The organism is Curtobacterium sp. MCBD17_030, from assembly GCF_003224255.1.
Classification (GTDB): Bacteria; Actinomycetota; Actinomycetes; order Actinomycetales; family Microbacteriaceae; genus Curtobacterium.
On the sequence record NZ_QKLI01000010.1, the window covers coordinates 46,681 to 63,933 of the forward strand.

A 17,253-nucleotide genomic window follows, 5' to 3' on the forward strand; every position below is an offset into this window, starting at 1 on the left:
ACCATCACGTCCGGGCGGTGGCCCGGCAAGTTCTCGTCGTCGCCCGGATCGGCCGGGTGACTGGTCCATCATCGCACGCGGTCGCGGAGAACGCCGGGAGCCTCGTGCGAAGATGACGCCGTGAGTTCGACGCCTGTTGCTCCCCGCCGTCCCGTCGCCGTCGCGATCCTGTTGCTCGTGACCGGACTGGTCGGGCTGTACGCGGCGTTCAGTCTGGTGCTCGACGAGTTCGCCAAGTACGAGAACCCGCAGAAGGTGCTGACGTGTGACGTCAGCCCCTTCCTCAACTGCTCGAACGTCATGACGACGTGGCAAGGGCACCTCTTCGGGTTCCCGAACCCGCTGTTGGGGATGATGGGGTTCGTGGCACCGATCGCCGTCGGCATCGCGCTGCTGGCAGGGTTCCGGGGTACGAAGTGGTTCTGGACGCTGTTCAACGCCGGGCTCTTCCTGGCCTGGGTCTTCGTCACCTGGCTGTTCACCCAGACCGTCTGGTTCATCGGGTACCTCTGCCTCTGGTGCATGCTCGTCTGGGCCATGACGATCCCGCTGTTCTGGATCTTCACGATCTGGAACCTGGCGAAGGGGAACCTGCCGTTCGGCACCGGGGGACGACGGATCGGCCGAGCGCTCCTGCCGTTCTGCTGGGCGTTCCCGCTCGCGAACTACCTGTTCATCGTCGTGGTGATCCTCGTTCAGTTCCCGACGCTCCTGACCACCCTCTGAACTCCGCGACTGAGCCCACGGTGGTGACGTGTCACCTGATTCCTGGGGTCTTCCCAGCACAGGGGCCCGGTCCCGGCGGTCGGAGCCGTTACGCTCGATCCCGATGAGCGACAACGAGAGCAAGAAGGCGCGCCGCAACGCCGCGCGCGAGCGTGCCCGCGAGGCCCGCCAGAAGGAGCAGGCCCGCCGACGTCGGAACAAGACGTTCCTGATCAGCGGCATCATCGTGGCGTCGCTCGCGGTCGTCGCGATCGTCGTGCTCGTGGTCGCGAACTCGATCCAGCCCGTCGGGCCCGGACCGAAGAACATGGCGAGCGACGGCATCGTGCTCACGGGGCAGAACGGCAAGATCGTCCCGGTCGAGACGAAGGGCATCCCCGAGGGTGGGAAGCCGAGGGCCACGAAGCAGGACGACTCGGTCGCGAACATCACCGTGTACGAGGACTACATGTGCCCGATCTGCAACCAGTTCGAGACGGGCAACATGTCCCAGATCAAGCAGTGGGTGCAGGACGGCACCGCCACGCTCGAGGTGCGCCCGTTCAACCTGCTCGACCGCGCCTCGCTCGGCTCGAAGTACTCGACCCGCTCGGCCGCCGCGGCCGCCTGTGTCGCGAACTACGATCCCGACGCCTTCCTCGACGTCAACAGCGCCTTCTACGAGAACCAGCCGTCGGAGAACACCCGCGGTCTGACGAACGACAAGCTCGCCGACATCGCGAAGAAGGCCGGCGCGACGAACGCAGAGGTGCAGTCCTGCATCACCGACCAGCGGTTCGCCGGCTGGGTCGCCGACGCCACGAACCGTGCGCTCACCGAGCCCCTGCCGAACTCCGACCTGCCGAAGCTGACCGGGACTCCCACCGTCCTCGTGAACGGCAAGCAGTACAACGGAACCGGCACCAACGCCTGGTCCGACGCCCAGGCCTTCGCCTCCTTCGTGGAGCAGAACGTCGGCTCCGGCAAGTAGTCGCCGGCACGACGACGAAGGCCCCCGCACTCGAGAGTGCGGGGGCCTTCGTCGTACCGGATCAGGCGAACCAGAGCCCGAGCTCACGGGCGGCGGACTCCGCCGAGTCCGAGCCGTGCACCAGGTTCTGCTGGACCTTGAGACCCCAGTCGCGGCCCAGGTCACCACGGATGGTGCCGGGAGCGGCCGAGGTCGGGTCGGTGGTCCCGGCGAGCGAGCGGAACCCGGCGATGACGCCGTTGCCCGCGACGCGCACGGCGACGAGCGGACCGGACTGCATGAACTCGACGAGCGGCTCGAAGAACGGCTTGCCCTGGTGCTCTTCGTAGTGGCTGTCGAGCAGGTCGCGCGGCGCGGTCAGCATCTTCAGGTCGACGATCTCGTACCCCTTCGCCTCGATGCGGCGGAGGATCTCACCGGTGAGCTGGCGGGCGACGCCGTCGGGCTTGACGAGGACGAGGGTCTCTTCGAGTTCGGACACAGCGGGACTCCCTGCGGTTCGAGTTGGTGGTGGGTCAGTCCTCGCCGAGTGCGGCTCGGCGGGCGGCGTTCTGACGGTCGAGCTGACCGCCCTTGACGAAGCAGAAGACCCACAGCGCCAGGAACACCACGCCCACCACGACCATGAAGGGCTCGATGAACCCGGTGGCGAGGATGGCCGCCTGCAGCAGCCACCCGAACCATACACCGGCACGGGAGCCGGTCAGTCGGGACGCCAGGGCCAGGACGACGATCGCGGCGATGCCACCGCCGAAGGCCAGTCCGGCCGGCAGGGTGTGCTTGCCGTAGACGACGAGCATCGGGAAGAAGAACATGATCGCCTCGAGCACGAGGGTGATCGACAGCAGGCTCTCGCGGGCCCCGCGGTCCCGACGCGGACGTCGCATCCGGGGCGTGCGGGGCGGACGGGAGGCCCGTGGTGCGTCCGTCACTTCGTCCCGCCTTCGCGGTGGACCATCTCCATGACGGCACCCACCATCACGATCGAGCCGGCGACCAGGACCATCGCGTCCTCGGCGTCGGCGTCGTCGGCCAGGTCACGGGCCTCCTGCAGGGCGCCGGCGAGCGACGGTTCGACGACGACCCGGTCGTTGCCGACCTCGTCGACGACGAGCCGGGCGAACTCGTCGGCGTCGAGTGCCCGCTCCCCCGGCGGCTGTGTCACGACGAAGGTCGCGACGGTGTCCTTGAGGGCACGGACGAACCCGCGGGCGTCCTTGTCGCGGAGGATCCCGACGACGCCGACGACGTGTCCGGACGGGAACGCCACGGGCAACGCGTCGGCGAGTGCCTTCGCGCCGTGCGGGTTGTGCGCTGCGTCGACGACGACGGTCGGACCGGTCGCGATCGGCTGCAGCCGGCCGGGGCTCGTCGCGTTGGCCAACCCCTCGCTGAGGACGTCCTCGTCGAGTGCCTGGCTGCCCCGGCCGAGGAACGACTCGACCGCGGCGATCGCGACCGCCGCGTTGTGCGCCTGGTGGGCGCCGAACAGCGGCACGAACAGGTCGTCGTAGGTCCCGGCGATGCCCTGCACGCTGATCAGCTGCCCGCCGACCGCCGGGGTGTCGCTGGTCACCCGGAAGCGGGTTCCCTCGACCGCCAGCGTCGACTCGGTGAGTTCGGCGGCCCGCTCGAGTTCGGCGAGCGCCTCGGGCACCTGGGCCGACGTGACCACGGACGAGGACGGCTTGATGATCCCGGACTTCGTGCGCGCGATCTCGGCGACCGTGTTGCCGAGCTGCTTCGCGTGGTCGATGGCGATCGGGGTGAAGACCTGCACCTGGCTCTGCACCACGTTGGTGGAGTCCCACTCGCCGCCCATGCCGACCTCGATCACGGCGACGTCGACGGGCGCCTCGGCGAAGCACGCCAGCGCCAGGACGGTCAGCGCCTCGAAGAACGTCAGCGGCAGTTCGCCCTTGGCGGTGAGCTCGGCATCGGTCATCTCGAGGATCGGGGTGATGTCGTCCCAGTTCTCGACGAACCGGCTCGGCTCGATCGGCTCGCCGTCGATGACGATGCGCTCCCGGATCGACACCAGGTGCGGGCTGGTCATGAGCCCGGTGCGCAGACCGTGGGCACGGACGATGCTCTCGGTCATCCGGGCGGTCGACGTCTTGCCGTTCGTCCCCGTGATGTGGATGACCGGGTACGCCAGGTGCGGGTCGCCGAGGAGCTCGACGGCACGTCGGGTCGCGGTCAGGCGGTGCTCGGGCGACTGTTCACCGATCCGGGCCATGAGCGCCGCCTCGACCCGCCGGACCTCGTCGTCGTCCCCGCCGTACGGCAGCTCCTCGCCGGGAGCAGTGTCGCCCGCCGGACCGACGGGGATCTGGATCCCGTCCGCGTCGTCCGCCGGGGCGTCGTACTCGTTGCTGTCGCTCATGCGCGCTGGACCTCCACGGTCACCTTCGCTCCGTCGCCGACCGCGACGGTGTCCTCGTCCTGACCGAACGCCGTCGGCACGACCTGTACTCCGCTGGCGAGGGTCTCGTTCGCGATGAGCGTCTCGTGCACGACGATCGCGGCAGCGGCCGTCTCGTCCGCTCGGAGCGTCAGGTCGATGCGGTCGCCGACGTCGAGACCGGCATCGCGACGGGCCTGCTGCACGGCACGGACGACGTCGCGGGCGATGCCCTCGGCCTCGAGCTCCGGCGTGGTGACGGTGTCGAGGACGACGAACCCGCCGCCGTCCAGGAACGCCACGGCCTTCGACGTGTCGGCCACGGTGAGGTCGAGGGTGAACTCGCCCTCGACCAGGTCGACGCCACCGACGGTGACGCCGGTCTCGGTCGCGGCCCAGTCGCCCTTCTTCGCGGCCGGGATGACCTGCTGCACGGCCTTGCCGATGCGGGGGCCGGCAGCGCGGGCGTTCACGGTGAGCTTCCGCTCGATGCCGTACTGCGCCAGGGACTCCTCGGCCTGCGCCTCCAGCACGACCCGCTTGACGTTGAGCTCGTCGCGGAGGATGTCCGCGAACGGCTCGACCGCTGCGGGGTCCGGCACGACGAGCGTCAGCGTCGCGAGCGGCAGCCGGACGCGCTTGCCGGTCGACTTGCGGAGCGCGAGCCCCTTCGAGGCGACGTCCCGCACGCGGTCCATCGCGTCGACGAGGGCGTCGTCCGCGGGGAACTCGGACGCGTCCGGCCAGTCGGTCAGGTGGACGCTGCGGTCACCGGTCAGGCCCTTCCAGACCTCCTCGGTCACGAGCGGTGCCAGCGGCGCCGCCACCCGGGCGAGGGTCTCGAGGACCGTGAACAGCGTGTCGAACGCGGCACGGGCCTCCGCGGAGGTCTCCGCACCGGCCCAGAACTTGTCCCGCGACCGGCGGACGTACCAGTTGGTGAGCACGTCGGCGAAGTCACGGATCGCCTGCGCGGCGAGCGGGGTGTCGAGCGCGTCGAGGTGCGTCGTCACGTCGGCGACGAGCACGCGCGTCTTCGCGAGGAGGTACCGGTCGAGCACGTCGGTGCTCGCGGTGCTGCGGGCGGCCTGGTAGCCCGACTCCCCCGACGCGTTCGCGTAGAGGGTGAAGAAGTAGTACGTCGACCACAGCGGCAGCAGGAACTCGCGGACACCCTGGCGGATGCCCTCTTCGGTGACCACGAGGTTGCCGCCGCGGATCACCGACGACGACATCAGGAACCAGCGCATCGCGTCGGCGCCGTCGCGGTCGAAGACCTCGGACACGTCCGGGTAGTTCCGCAGGCTCTTCGACATCTTCTGGCCGTCGGAGCCCAGGACGATGCCGTGGCTGATGACGTTCGTGTACGCCGGCCGGTCGAACAGCGCGGTGGAGAGCACGTGCATGACGTAGAACCAGCCGCGGGTCTGCCCGATGTACTCGACGATGAAGTCCGCCGGGTTGTGTGCGTCGAACCACTCGGCGTTCTCGAACGGGTAGTGCACCTGCGCGTAGGGCATCGACCCGGAGTCGAACCAGACGTCGAACACGTCGGTGATCCGCCGCATGGTGGACGCACCCGTCGGGTCGTCCGGGTTCGGACGGGTCAGGTCGTCGATGAAGGGACGGTGCAGGTCCACCTGCCCATCGGCGTTCAGCGGCAGTCGGCCGAAGTCGCGCTCGATGTCCGCGAGCGAGCCGTACACGTCGGTGCGCGGGTACTCGGGGTCGTCGGACTGCCACACCGGGATCGGCGTGCCGAAGTACCGGTTGCGGGACACCGACCAGTCGATGGCGTTGCCGACCCACTTGCCGAACTGCCCGTCCTTGACGTTGTCCGGCACCCAGTTGATGTCCTGGTTGAGCTCGCCCATGCGGTCGCGGAGGTCGGTCACCCGGACGAACCACGACGAGACGGCCTTGTAGATCAGGGGCTTGCGGCAGCGCCAGCAGTGCGGGTAGCTGTGCTCGTAGGACGCCTGGCGGAGCAGTCGGCCGGCGTCGCGGACGGCCTTGGTCAGCGGCTTGTTGGCGTCCATCCAGAGCTGTCCGGCGACGAGCGGGAACTGCGACGTGAAGACACCGCCCTCGTCGAGCGAGAGCACCACGGGGATGCCGGCGGCCGCACAGACCTCCTGGTCGTCGGCACCGTAGGCCGGGGCCTGGTGCACGATGCCGGTGCCTTCACCGGTCTCGACGTACTCGGCGACCAGGACCTTCCAGGCGTTCTCCATGCCCTCGGTCTCCGCGAGGAAGTCGAACAGGCGCTCGTAGGTGACGCCGTCGAGCTCCCGGCCCTCGATCGTCCGCGTGACGGCGCCCACGGCCTCCTCCGCCGAGGCGTACCCGAGGTCCTTGGCGTGCGCGGCGACCGTGTCCGCCGCGAGCAGGTAGGAGGCCGAACCGGCGTCGGACCCGTCAGCCGCGCCTCCCGGCCCGGCCGGCAGGACCGCGTACGCGATCGCCGGACCGACCGCGAGCGCGGCGTTCGTCGGCAGCGTCCACGGGGTCGTGGTCCAGGCGAGGGCACGGACGCCGTCGAGTCCGAGCTCCTGTGCACGTGCACCGGTGAGCGGGAACGAGACCGTCACCGACTGGTCCTGGCGCATCTTGTAGACGTCGTCGTCCATGCGCAGCTCGTGGTTCGACAGCGGCGTCTGGTCGTTCCAGCAGTACGGCAGGACCCGGAAGCCCTCGTACGCCAGGCCCTTGTCCCACAGGGTCTTCCACGCCCACAGGACGCTCTCCATGTAGGTGACGTCGAGGGTCTTGTAGTCGTCCTCGAAGTCGACCCAGCGCGCCTGCCGGGTGACGTACTGCTGCCACTCGTCGGTGTACTGCAGCACCGACTTGCGCGCGGCCGCGTTGAAGACGTCGATGCCCATGGCGTCGATCTCGTGCTTCTCGGTGATCCCGAGCTGGCGCATCGCCTCGAGCTCGGCGGGCAGCCCGTGGGTGTCCCAGCCGAAGCGACGGTGCACCTGCTTGCCACGCATGGTCTGGTAGCGCGGGAAGACGTCCTTGGCGTAGCCGGTCAGCAGGTGCCCGTAGTGCGGCAGGCCGTTCGCGAACGGCGGGCCGTCGTAGAAGGTCCACTCGTCACAGCCCTCGCGCTCGGCGATGGACGCGCGGAACGTGTCGTCGCCCTTCCAGAAGGCGAGGATCCCCCGCTCGACCGCGGGGAAGGACGGGGACGGGTTCACGCCCGCACCGCTCGCGGACACGTCGCCGTTCGGGGACTCGCGGTTCAGGGGGTAACGCACCGGATGGCTCCTGGAGGTCGGTGGAACTGGACCACGAGGACGGAGCCTGCGCTCCGCGGTACCACCTCGCTTGCCTCGGACCGGCGCGACCGCCTGTTCGTGACCACTCTGCGTCGGGGATGATGACGGTCCCGAACCCGTCCGGTTCTACTGACGACCCCCGACGGGTGCCGCGTTCTTCCGGATGACTCCCCGGTGATGGCCGGATCGATGCCTGTGCGCCCGAGTCTACCGGACGGGAGCATGCTGGAGCGATGCCCTCGTCGTCGTCATCCCAGACCCCCGAGACCGTTCCGGACGCCTTGGCCGGCAGCGCGAAAGCGAAGCCGGAGTCCCTGCTCACCGTCCTCATCGCGTTCGGCGCGAACCTGCTCGTCGCGGTGGCCAAGTCCGTCGCCGCGATGCTGACGGGCTCCGCGTCGATGGTCGCCGAGGCCGCGCACTCGTGGGCGGACACCGGGAACGAGATCTTCCTGCTCATCGCCGAACGACGCGGTGCCCGGAAGCGCGATGCACGCCACCCGCTCGGCTACGGCCGCGAGACGTACATCTGGTCGATGTTCGCCGCGTTCGGGCTGTTCACCGCGGGCGCGATCGTCTCGATCTACCACGGCATCACCGAGCTCGGGGACACCGGGCCGGCGGAGGACGTCGTCCTCAACTACATCGTGCTGGGGGTGTCGTTCCTCCTCGAGGGGACGAGCTTCCTGCAGGCGTTCCGCCAGGCCCACGGTGCCGCGACGAAGCGCCGCGTCCCGGTCCTCCGGCACGTGCTGCAGTCGTCGAACCCGACGCTTCGAGCCGTCTTCGCCGAGGACGCCGCCGCGCTCGTCGGCCTGGTCATCGCGTTCCTCGGTGTCTTCCTGCACCAGGTCACCGGGCTCGCCGTGTTCGACGCCATCGGGTCGATCGCCGTCGGCCTGCTGCTCGGGGTCGTCGCCGTCGTCCTCATCGACCGCAACCGCCGGTTCCTGCTCGGGGAGAGCACCTCCCCCGAGCTCGAGAACGCCGTGCTCGTCGAACTGCTCGCCCGCGAGCAGGTCGAGAGCGTCAGCTACCTGCACCTGGAGTTCGTCGGCCCGTCGCGCGTGTACATGGTCGCCGCGGTCGACCTGGTCGGGAACGACACCGAGGAGCACGTCGCCGGCCGGCTCCGGAAGATCGAGCAGTCGCTCGAGGACAGCCAGTACGTCGAGGAGGCCGTGCTCACGCTGTCCGTGCCCGGTGCCGCGGTCCTGAAGCCGACGGGCAACGAGATCCCCGAGGTCGTCAAGGACGGGACCGTCGAGGACGTCGCCGCCGGAGGCGCCGGGACGCTCCGCGCCTGAGCGCCCTGAGTGCCCTGAGCGCCCTGCGAGACCCGGGCGACCCGGGCGACCCAGACGGCCGAGGCGTCAGCAGTCGGCGTCGGTGAACTCGAGGTCGACGGTCTTGGTCGAGCCCGGGAAGACGTACGAGTACCGCATCGCGATGTCCTCCTCGAGGATGTCCCGCGTCGCCGTCGTCGAGCAGAGGTTCGACAGCACGGAGCTGCGGATCGCCCGCTCGGAGATCGCGGTCGGGTCGGCGGCGACGCTGTAGCGGTAGTGGATCGCCTCGTCCTCGGCGTCCACCCCGGTCCAGGTCGTGATCTCGTCGACCTGCTTCGGGAAGGTCGTCTGCTCGGTGATCTTCTCGACCCCCTGGTCGACGAGCTCCTGCTTCGACGGGCCGCCGATCGAGGACAGGCCCCAACGGACCAGGGCACCGGCGACGAGGAACGCCACGATGCCGACCACGGCCACCAGGACCCGACGACCCCGGGGCTGCTGCGGGCGGCCGCCGTACGCAGCGGCTCCCCCGGGCTGGACCATCGGGGCGCCGGCACCCTGCCAGGGCTGCTGGCCCTGCGAGGCGCCGGGGTACTGGGGCGGCTGACCGCCGAACTGCGGCGGCTGCTGCTGGCCCGCCGGGTACTGAGGAGCCTGCGCGGGGTACTGCGGCGTCTGCTGACCGCCGTCCTGCGGCGCCTGCGCCGGGTACTGCGGGGCCTGCGCGGCGTCCGGCTCGTGGCGCTTCGGGTCCGGACCACCCGTTCCGGACGAGGACGGCTGCTGTTCGGGTGTCTCGGACACGGATCCCCCTGGAGTCATCGGCCGTCCCCCTCGGATGGCGCACGCAGAACCTACCAGCGGAGCGACACCGGGTCAGCGCGAGTCGAGCCCCGCCACCACCGGCGTCAGCGCGGCGGCGACGTACTCCACGAGTGGACGTCGCGCGACCCCGTCGGTCACCCAGACCCCGAAGGCAGCGGCAGCCGCCCCGAGCATCGACCCCGCCACGGTCTGCGGCCAGAGCGACGCCGGGTGCTCTCCGGTCCGCCCGGCGACGAACGACGCGATCGCCTGGTGCTGCCCCGTGACCCGGGTGGCACCGCTCGCGACGAGTTCGGCACCGACGTCCATCACCTCGGCCTGGCTGATGGCCCAGGGCACGCGGTCCGGATCGTGGGCGCGGGCGGTGGCGAGCAGGGCGTCCTCCACGGCGCGGACGGCGCTCGTCTCGGCGGAGGACGCCAGGTGCTGCGGGAACTCGGCCACCGCGGCGTCGAGGTCGAGCCACATCACGTCGGACTTCGCGGCGAAGTAGTTGAAGAAGGTCGCGCGGCTGACACCGGCGCGGGCGGCGATGTGGTCCACGGTGGTCTTCGCGTACCCCTGCTCGAGGAAGAGCTCGGCAGCGGCGTCGGCGAGCACCTCGGCGCTCGATCGTCGCGGTCGACCGCCTCGGCGGGTTGGCTGGTCCATGCCCTCCAGTAAACCGCTAGACTCGTCGAGCCATGATCTTGGACCCAGTACAGAAAAGCCCGGCGCTGCGGCGTATCGTGACCGGCGTCGCCAGCGCGGCCACGGTCCTCCTGGCCGTCGCCGCCTGCTCCGGCGGCGGCAGCCCCAGCGACAGCAGCACCCCGGTCCGTGGGGGCACGCTGACGTACGCCTCGGGCGACGCGGAACCGACCTGCCTCGACCCGCACGTCGGCGGCAACTACCCGCAGGCGCTCCTGGCGACGCAGTACATCGAGGAACTCGTCGGTCTCGACGACGGCGAGCCCACACCCGAACTGGCCACGAAGTGGTCGACGAGCGATGACGGCAAGACCCTCACCTTCACCCTGCGGGACGACGTGACGTTCACCGACGGCACCCCGTTCGACGCCGCGGCCGTCGTCGCGAACATCGAGCACGTGCAGGACCCCGCCACGGCCTCCAGCACCGGGTACCTCGCCCTGCAGTCGATCGAGGAGGCCAGGGCCACCGACGACCGGACGGTCACCCTGTCGCTCAGCCGGCCGGACGCCGCGCTCCTCGAGTCGTTCTCGCAGCCCTGGGTCGGCATGGAGTCGCCGAAGGCCCTGCAGCGGAAGCAGGCCACGAACTGCGAGTCCCCCGTCGGCACCGGCCCGTTCGAGGTCACCGACTGGAAGCACGGCGACCGCGTCACCCTGACGGAGAACGCCGACTACACGCCGCTCGGCGACTCGACCACGAAGCCCCGGCTCAACGGTCTGACCTGGCGGTTCCTGCCGGACTCGACCTCCCGCTACGCGGCACTGCAGTCCGGGCAGGTCGACGTCATCGACAACGCCCAGCCGGACCAGCTGCGGGCCGCGTCGTCGAAGGCCGCGATCCGCGACCTCGATGCCCCGCGTCCCGGCGCGTCGAACCGGCTCGAGCTGAACTCCGGCCACGGGGTCTTCCAGGACGAGTCCGTCCGCAAGGCGTTCATCGCAGCTGCCGAGATCGACCCGGGCCTGAAGTCCCTGTTCCTCGGCACCGCGAAGCGCTCGTACTCGGTGCTGTCCAGTGTGGAGCCGACCTCGTACTCCGACGAGTCGCTCTTCGCGTACGACCCGTCCGAGGCGAAGCGGCTGCTCGACGCCGCCGGCTGGAAGACGAACAGCGATGGCGCCCGCGAGAAGGACGGCGAGCCCCTCACCGTCACGTTCCCGGTCTCCACGAACCAGTCGGTGCCGGCTGAGCGCAGCCTCTTCCAGCAGATCCAGGCCTCCGAAGCGAAGGTCGGCATCACCGTCGAGCTCGAGGAACTCGACCTGTCCAGCTGGTACGCCGCCCTGGCGGAGAACCAGTACGACGTCGTGAGCGCGCCGTACACGAAGGTCGGCCCGGACGTCCTCCGTGTCCTCTACGACTCCGCGTCGATCACACCGGCGCCGTCCGGGTACTTCGCGAACCTCGCGCAGCTCGACGACCCGGCCCTCGATCGGCTGCTCGAGCAGGCGGCGCAGACCGCCGACTCGTCGGAGCGTGCCGACCTGGTCGAACAGGCGCAGAAGACGATCCTCGAGAGCCGGACCGTGCTGCCCCTCTACGACCAGCAGAACCACTTCCTGTACCGCTCGGCCGTGCACGGCATCTCGACCACGTCGGTCTCCACGCCGTGGTTCGGGACGGCGTGGCTCGCCCGCTGACGCACCGGTGGCGACGACCAGGAGGCCCGGCACCCGTCCGGCACGCCACTCGCCCGCCGTCCGGTGGGCGCGTTGGGCGGTGCGCCGGCTGCTCGGCGGGGTCGGCGTCCTGTGGGCGGTCGCGACGATCGTGTTCGTCGCGATCCGCCTGATCCCCGGTGACCCGGCACTCGCGATCCTCGGCGGACCGGGCTCGCAGGCCTCGGCCGAGGCGGTGGCGCAGGTCCGCTCCGAGTACGGCCTCGACCGCCCGGTGCTCGCGCAGTACGCGGTGTTCCTCGGACGCCTGGCGACCGGGCAGCTCGGCGACTCGTACGCGTTCCGCACGCCGGTGTCGACGCTGCTGACGCAGGAGCTCCCGGTGACGCTGACGCTCGCGGTGGCGGGGCTGGTCGTCGCTTGGGTGCTCGCGGTCGTCGCCGCGTGGTGGTCGACGCAGCGCGGGCGCGCGGCGGCGCTGCTGACCACCGGGCTGTCGGTGACCGCGAGCGTGATGCCGCACTTCTGGCTCGGCAGCGTGCTCATCGTCGTCTTCGCCGGCAGCCTGGGGTGGGTGCCCGCGGTGAGCGACGGGACCGTCCGCGGGTGGGTGCTGCCGGTGCTGGTCGTCGCGGTCCCGGTCGCGGGGTACCTGGCCGAGACGATCCGCGACGGCGTCGTGGACGCGCAGCGCTCGGCGTTCGCGCTCGCGGCCAGGGGTCGGGGCGAGTCCCGCGCGGGGCTGTTCGGGCGGCACCTGCTCCGGCACGCGGCCCTGCCCGGCATCGCCCTGTCCGCCTGGGCCTTCGGGTCGCTGGTGTCCGGGGCCGTGGTCGTCGAATCGGTGTTCGCGCTGCCCGGCATCGGGCGGGCGCTGGTGACCGCCGTGACGCAGCGGGACATGCCCCTCGTCGCCGGGATCGCCCTGGTCTCGGCGGCGGCGTACGTCGTGGTGCTCGCCGCGGCGGACCTCGTCGAGCGGGCGGTCGACCCGCGGGGCACGACGTCGGACGAGGCGGAGGCGCGGTGAGCGGCATCGTCGACCCGAGCCTCCCGTCCGGACGCAGCAGCATCGACGGCGTGCCCGGCAGCACGCCGTCCCAGGACCCCGGCGCCGCCCGCGCCGGGCGCCGGTCCGAGCGATTCCGTGGGGGGACGCTCGGCCCGGCAGGCACCGTCGCCGCGGCGGTGGTGGCCGTCGCCGTCGTGGCGGCGCTGTGGCCGACGCTGCTCGGCGGGTCGCACCCGCTCGCGGTGCACCCGACCGAGGCGCTCCTGCCGCCCGGCGCCGACCACCCCTTCGGCACGGACGAGTCCGGACGTGACGTCCTGGCACGGGTGGTCGCGGGGACGCGCGCGTCACTGCTGGTCGGCGTGGTCGCCACGCTGGTCGGCGGTGGCACCGGCGTCGTCCTCGGCGTCCTCGCCGGGCTCGGCGGCCGGGTCGTCGACGCCGTCGTGGGGCGGGTCACCGAGGTCGCCTTCGCGCTGCCGCTGCTCCTCGTCGCACTCGTCGTCATCGCCGTCACCGGGCCCGGACCGGTGCCGGCGATGCTCGCGGTCGGGTTCGCGACCGCCCCCGGGTACGCCCGGATCGTCCGCGGCCTGGTCCGCACCGCGCGGTCGTCCCAGGTCGTCGAGACCGCAGTGCTGCTCGGCCGTTCCCCCGCCGCCATCGTGCTCCGCCACGTGTTGCCGGCGGCGCTCTGGCCGGTCGTCGCGGTCGGCACGCTCGGCATCGGCCAGGCCGTGGTGTGGGCGTCGGCGCTCAGCTACCTCGGCGTCGGGACACCGCCACCGGCACCCGAGTGGGGTGCGATGCTCGCCGACGGCCGCACCTACCTGCAGACCGCACCCTGGATGAGCACCTTCCCGGGGCTGGCGATCGTGGTGCTCGCGACCGCGGTGACGGTGCTCGGCCGGGCGCTCCGCCGCGCGGGAGCGGCGCGGTGAGCGGCGCGGGGAGCGGGCACGGCGACGACCTCGCCCTCGAGGTCGCCGGTCTCGCCGTCACGATCGACGGCCTCCCCCTCGTCTCCGACGTCACGCTCCGCGTCGCCCCGGGCGAGTGCGTCGCGCTCGTGGGCGCGTCCGGGTCCGGCAAGTCCGTCACGGTCCGGGCGGCACTCGGCCTCTCCGCCACCGGTGCGGTGGTGACGGCCGACCGGCTCGCCGTCGCCGACCACGACGTCCGTGGCCTGTCGGAACGCCGGTGGCGCGCGGTCCGCGGTCGTGACGTCGGCTACGTCGGCCAGGAGGCCCTGGGCGCGCTGGACCCGCTCCGTCCGGTCGGGCGCGAGGTCGCGGACGCCCTCCGCCTGCACACCGACCTGTCGGCTCGCGACCGCGTCGAGGCGGTCCGTGCCGAACTGGAGGCCGTCGGGCTCGACCCCGCGCTCGCCACCGACGGCCGGACCGCGGGCACGCTGTCCGGCGGCATGCGACAGCGTGCCCTCATCGCCGCCGCGACGATCGGCCGGCCCGGGCTCCTCGTCGCGGACGAACCGACCACGGCCCTCGACGCCGGGATCGCCCTCCGCGTGATGGAGCAGCTGCGGGCGGCGCAACAACGGGGCACCGGGCTGCTCGTCGTGACGCACGACCTCGGACTCGTCGCGGGCTGGGCGGACCGGGTCGCGGTGATGGACGCCGGCCGGATCGTCGAGGAGGGTCCGACCGCCACCGTCCTGGAGGCCCCGACACACCCCGCCGCGCAGGCCCTGGTGCGCGCGGCGCGGTCGACGGCGGCGGTCCGTGCCGTGGGCGTCCCGTCCGCATCGGAGCGGCCGGTGCTCGCGGTCGAGCAGCCGGTGCTCGCCGCGGAGGGCCTCGTGCGCTCCTACCCGGGAGTGGCCGCCGTCACCGACGTCGCACTGCGGGTCGCGCCGGGCCGGGTGCTCGGCGTGGTCGGGGCGTCGGGCTCCGGCAAGACGACGGTGGCGCGGATGCTCCTCGGGCTCGAGACGCCGGACGCCGGGACGGTCACGCTCGACGGCGAGGCGTGGGCACCGCTCGCCGAGCGCGAGCGTCGTGCCCGGCGACACCGGATCGCCGCGGTCGTCCAGGACCCGGGCGCCACGTTCGACGAGCGGTGGGACGTCGACCGCGTGCTCGCCGACGCCCTGAGCGGAGGCCGTGCCCGGCGTGCGACCGGTGCCCTGGGTCACCGTGTCGAGGCCGCACTGCGACAGGTCGACCTTGACACGAGCCTCCGGACCCGGTCGCCCCGCACCCTGTCCGGCGGTCAGCGGCAGCGGCTCGCGATCGCCCGCGCGCTGGCCACCGAGCCGGAGGTCCTGGTGCTCGACGAGCCGGTGACCGCCCTCGACGCCACCGTGCAGGACGCCGTGCTGGGCCTGCTCGAACGGCTCCGCGACGACACCGGCGTCGCGATGGTCTTCGTGTCACACGACCTGCGAGCCGTCCGGCGGCTCGCGGACGAGGTGCTCGTCGTCCACGAGGGCACCGTCGTCGAGCGCGGCCCCGCCGAGGCCGTGTTCGGCCGTCCGGAGCACCCCGTCACGCAGCGGCTCGTCCGTGCCGCCGGACGGCTGGCAGCGGGCCCGTCCGCCTGACGGGCACGCCGTCGGCGCGGGTGCCGGACCCGACCACCCACGCGACGGAGGCCCGACCCACGTGACGCGGGTCGGGCCTCCAGGCCGGGTGGTGCGGGTCAGGATCCCGCGGGCGCCCTGTCCTGCGCGCCGTCGCCGACCGGACCGTCCGCGGTCACGACCGGGATCTGGCTCGTCGAGAACTCCTTCGCCCAGTCGGACCGTGCGAGTTCCGAGGTCGGGTCGTTGTAGTCGTCGATGACGCCGGCGACCTCGTCTTCAGACCCGACAGTGGGGCCGGAGCCCATGAGCGGCGTGGCGGCGGTCTCCTTGGTGAAGTACACCGCGACGAGCCCGATGACGGCCGCCAGCATGAGGTAGAAGGCGGGGATGTCCTCAGCCCAGCCGTAGCCGCCGTCCTTCGCCCAGTTGATGAGTGCGGCGGTGGCGAGCGGGGTGGTCCCGCCGAAGAGCGACACCGACACGTTGAACGCGATGGCCAGGGCGCCGTAGCGAATGATCGTCGGGAACAGCGCCGGCAGGGTGGACGGCATCGTCGACGTGAAGGTCACCAGGACCACGCCGAGGATGAGCAGGCCGGAGAAGACCCCGACGCCGGTGCCGGTCTGGACGAGCTCCAGCGCCGGCCAGGACAGGAGGAAGAAGCCGATGCAACCGGCGGCGAGCACCGGACGACGACCGAAGCGGTCCGACAGCCGACCGCCGAACGTGATGACGACCATCATGAGCAGCATCACGACGACGATCAGGATGAGTCCGAACGTGGCGTTCTGGCCGAGGTTCTGCTCCAGGTAGGTCGGCATGTACGACAGCAGCATGTAGTCGGTCACGTTGAACACCAGGACCAGCCCGATGCAGATGACGAGGGCACGCCAGTTCTCAGCGAAGAGCTTGAGGAACGGCGTCTTCTGCGACTCGCGCTCGGCGGCCTGCTCCTGCTGCTTCTGGAACGCCGGGGTCTCCTCGAGCTTCAGCCGCAGGTACAGGCCGATCAGGCCGAGCGGCCCGGCGATGATGAACGGGATGCGCCAGCCCCAGCTGAGCAGGGCGTCCTCGGACAGGCCGAACTGCAGGCCGGTGACGATCGAGGCGCCCAGCACGTACCCGGCGAGCGTGCCGAACTCGAGCCACGAGCCCATGAACCCGCGCCGCTTGTCCGGCGAGTACTCGGCGATGAACGTCGCGGCGCCGCCGTACTCACCACCGGTCGAGAAGCCCTGCACGAAGCGGGCGACGAGCAGCAGGATCGGGGCCCAGACGCCGATCGTGTCGTACGACGGGATCAGGCCGATCATCAGCGTGCCGGCGGCCATCAGGATCATCGTCAGCGCGAGGACCTTCTGGCGGCCGATCTTGTCGCCGATGGGACCGAAGACGGCGCCGCCGATCGGTCGGACGATGAACGCGGCCGCGAAGAAGCCGAAGGTCGCGACGACGTTCGACGCCGGGTCGCCCTCCGGCAGGAAGACCTGTGAGATCGTCACCGTGAGGTAGGCGAAGATGCCGAAGTCGAACCACTCCATCGCGTTGCCGAGGGCCGCGGCGGCGACGGCACGCTTGAGCATCGACTCCTCGACGACGGTGACGTCGTCCTCGGTCAGCTTCCGTCGGGCACGCTTCACGGCCCCCTTCGTCCGCACGGCGCCCTTCGTCCGCAGCGGGCGGTCCGCCTGCTGCTGCTTCGGTGTGTCGTTGGCTGGCAAGGTGTTCCTCCGGTGTGCTGTGGCGTCCTTCGGGCTCCCGGCGGGACGGCCGGGCTTCCGGCGAGACAGCGACACTGGCGTCCTGCGAACCGCGCTCGCCGGACAAACCCCGGAAGCCTAGCAGGTGGGCTGTCCAGCGCGGGTCCACCGGTACGCTGAGGATCG

Annotated in this window: 14 protein-coding genes; 7 read left to right on the top strand and 7 right to left on the bottom strand. The window is 71.3% G+C overall.

Going from position 1 to position 17,253, the window contains the following annotated elements; all coding sequences use genetic code 11:
• Nucleotides 1–120: 120 nt before the first annotated feature.
• Both DEI89_RS10410 and DEI89_RS10415 read left to right on the top strand, forming a co-directional pair.
• Entirely contained in the window at nt 121–726 is a 606-nt protein-coding gene (locus DEI89_RS10410) for a vitamin K epoxide reductase family protein (protein WP_110903981.1), read from the top strand.
• A 103-nt stretch (nt 727–829) separates the two neighbouring features.
• The gene (locus DEI89_RS10415; RefSeq protein ID WP_110903982.1) at nt 830–1,696 is read left to right on the top strand and encodes a thioredoxin domain-containing protein; all 867 of its coding nucleotides are present in this window, start codon (nt 830–832) and stop codon (nt 1,694–1,696) included.
• A gap of 61 nt (nt 1,697–1,757) precedes the next feature.
• Here the strand turns inward: DEI89_RS10415 and ndk are convergent, their stop codons facing one another.
• The 4 genes from ndk to ileS are packed head-to-tail and all read right to left on the bottom strand — an operon-like array spanning nt 1,758 to nt 7,363.
• Nucleotides 1,758–2,177 (bottom strand): nucleoside-diphosphate kinase, encoded by a 420-nt coding sequence (ndk, locus tag DEI89_RS10420; RefSeq protein ID WP_110903983.1) that lies wholly within the window; start codon nt 2,175–2,177, stop codon nt 1,758–1,760.
• 34 nt (nt 2,178–2,211) lie between these two features.
• On the bottom strand, nt 2,212–2,628 hold the full coding sequence (locus tag DEI89_RS10425) for a DUF4233 domain-containing protein (RefSeq protein ID WP_146236750.1): 417 nt from the start codon (nt 2,626–2,628) through the stop codon (nt 2,212–2,214).
• The gene (locus DEI89_RS10430; protein ID WP_110903985.1) at nt 2,625–4,082 is read right to left on the bottom strand and encodes a folylpolyglutamate synthase/dihydrofolate synthase family protein; all 1,458 of its coding nucleotides are present in this window, start codon (nt 4,080–4,082) and stop codon (nt 2,625–2,627) included. The genes DEI89_RS10425 and DEI89_RS10430 overlap by 4 nt, the downstream gene beginning before the upstream one ends.
• Nucleotides 4,079–7,363 carry an isoleucine--tRNA ligase gene (ileS, locus tag DEI89_RS10435; protein ID WP_181421593.1) on the bottom strand — a complete coding sequence of 1,095 codons (3,285 nt, stop codon included), beginning with the start codon at nt 7,361–7,363 and terminating at the stop codon, nt 4,079–4,081. Before ileS ends, DEI89_RS10430 begins: the two co-directional genes overlap by 4 nt.
• Nucleotides 7,364–7,617: 254 nt before the next feature.
• Here ileS and DEI89_RS10440 point away from each other — a divergent pair, with 254 nt between their 5' ends.
• Nucleotides 7,618–8,691 carry a cation diffusion facilitator family transporter gene (locus DEI89_RS10440; RefSeq protein ID WP_110903986.1) on the top strand — a complete coding sequence of 358 codons (1,074 nt, stop codon included), beginning with the start codon at nt 7,618–7,620 and terminating at the stop codon, nt 8,689–8,691.
• Nucleotides 8,692–8,757: 66 nt separating this feature from the next.
• Here the strand turns inward: DEI89_RS10440 and DEI89_RS10445 are convergent, their stop codons facing one another.
• Both DEI89_RS10445 and DEI89_RS17680 read right to left on the bottom strand, forming a co-directional pair.
• A complete protein-coding gene (locus DEI89_RS10445; protein WP_110903987.1) occupies nt 8,758–9,477 on the bottom strand; it encodes a hypothetical protein in 720 nt (239 codons plus the stop codon).
• Between the two features lie 72 nt (nt 9,478–9,549).
• Nucleotides 9,550–10,149 (bottom strand): TetR/AcrR family transcriptional regulator, encoded by a 600-nt coding sequence (locus DEI89_RS17680; RefSeq protein WP_111045161.1) that lies wholly within the window; start codon nt 10,147–10,149, stop codon nt 9,550–9,552.
• 32 nt (nt 10,150–10,181) lie between these two features.
• On the opposite strand from DEI89_RS17680, the gene DEI89_RS10455 reads away from it, so the two are divergent.
• From DEI89_RS10455 to DEI89_RS10470, 4 genes are all read left to right on the top strand, one after another.
• The gene (locus DEI89_RS10455) at nt 10,182–11,831 is read left to right on the top strand and encodes an ABC transporter substrate-binding protein (protein ID WP_110903988.1); all 1,650 of its coding nucleotides are present in this window, start codon (nt 10,182–10,184) and stop codon (nt 11,829–11,831) included.
• A 79-nt stretch (nt 11,832–11,910) separates the two neighbouring features.
• Complete coding sequence (locus tag DEI89_RS10460) at nt 11,911–12,840, top strand: ABC transporter permease (RefSeq protein WP_258366308.1); 930 nt, start codon at nt 11,911–11,913, stop codon at nt 12,838–12,840.
• Nucleotides 12,837–13,763 (top strand): ABC transporter permease, encoded by a 927-nt coding sequence (locus DEI89_RS10465; protein WP_110903990.1) that lies wholly within the window; start codon nt 12,837–12,839, stop codon nt 13,761–13,763. The genes DEI89_RS10460 and DEI89_RS10465 overlap by 4 nt, the downstream gene beginning before the upstream one ends.
• Nucleotides 13,760–15,385 (top strand): ABC transporter ATP-binding protein, encoded by a 1,626-nt coding sequence (locus DEI89_RS10470; protein WP_110903991.1) that lies wholly within the window; start codon nt 13,760–13,762, stop codon nt 15,383–15,385. The genes DEI89_RS10465 and DEI89_RS10470 overlap by 4 nt, the downstream gene beginning before the upstream one ends.
• A gap of 98 nt (nt 15,386–15,483) precedes the next feature.
• Here DEI89_RS10470 and proP read toward each other — a convergent pair whose 3' ends face one another.
• Nucleotides 15,484–17,088, bottom strand: a complete 1,605-nt coding sequence (proP, locus tag DEI89_RS10475) for a glycine betaine/L-proline transporter ProP (protein ID WP_258366309.1) — start codon at nt 17,086–17,088, stop codon at nt 15,484–15,486.
• Nucleotides 17,089–17,253 lie beyond the last annotated feature (165 nt).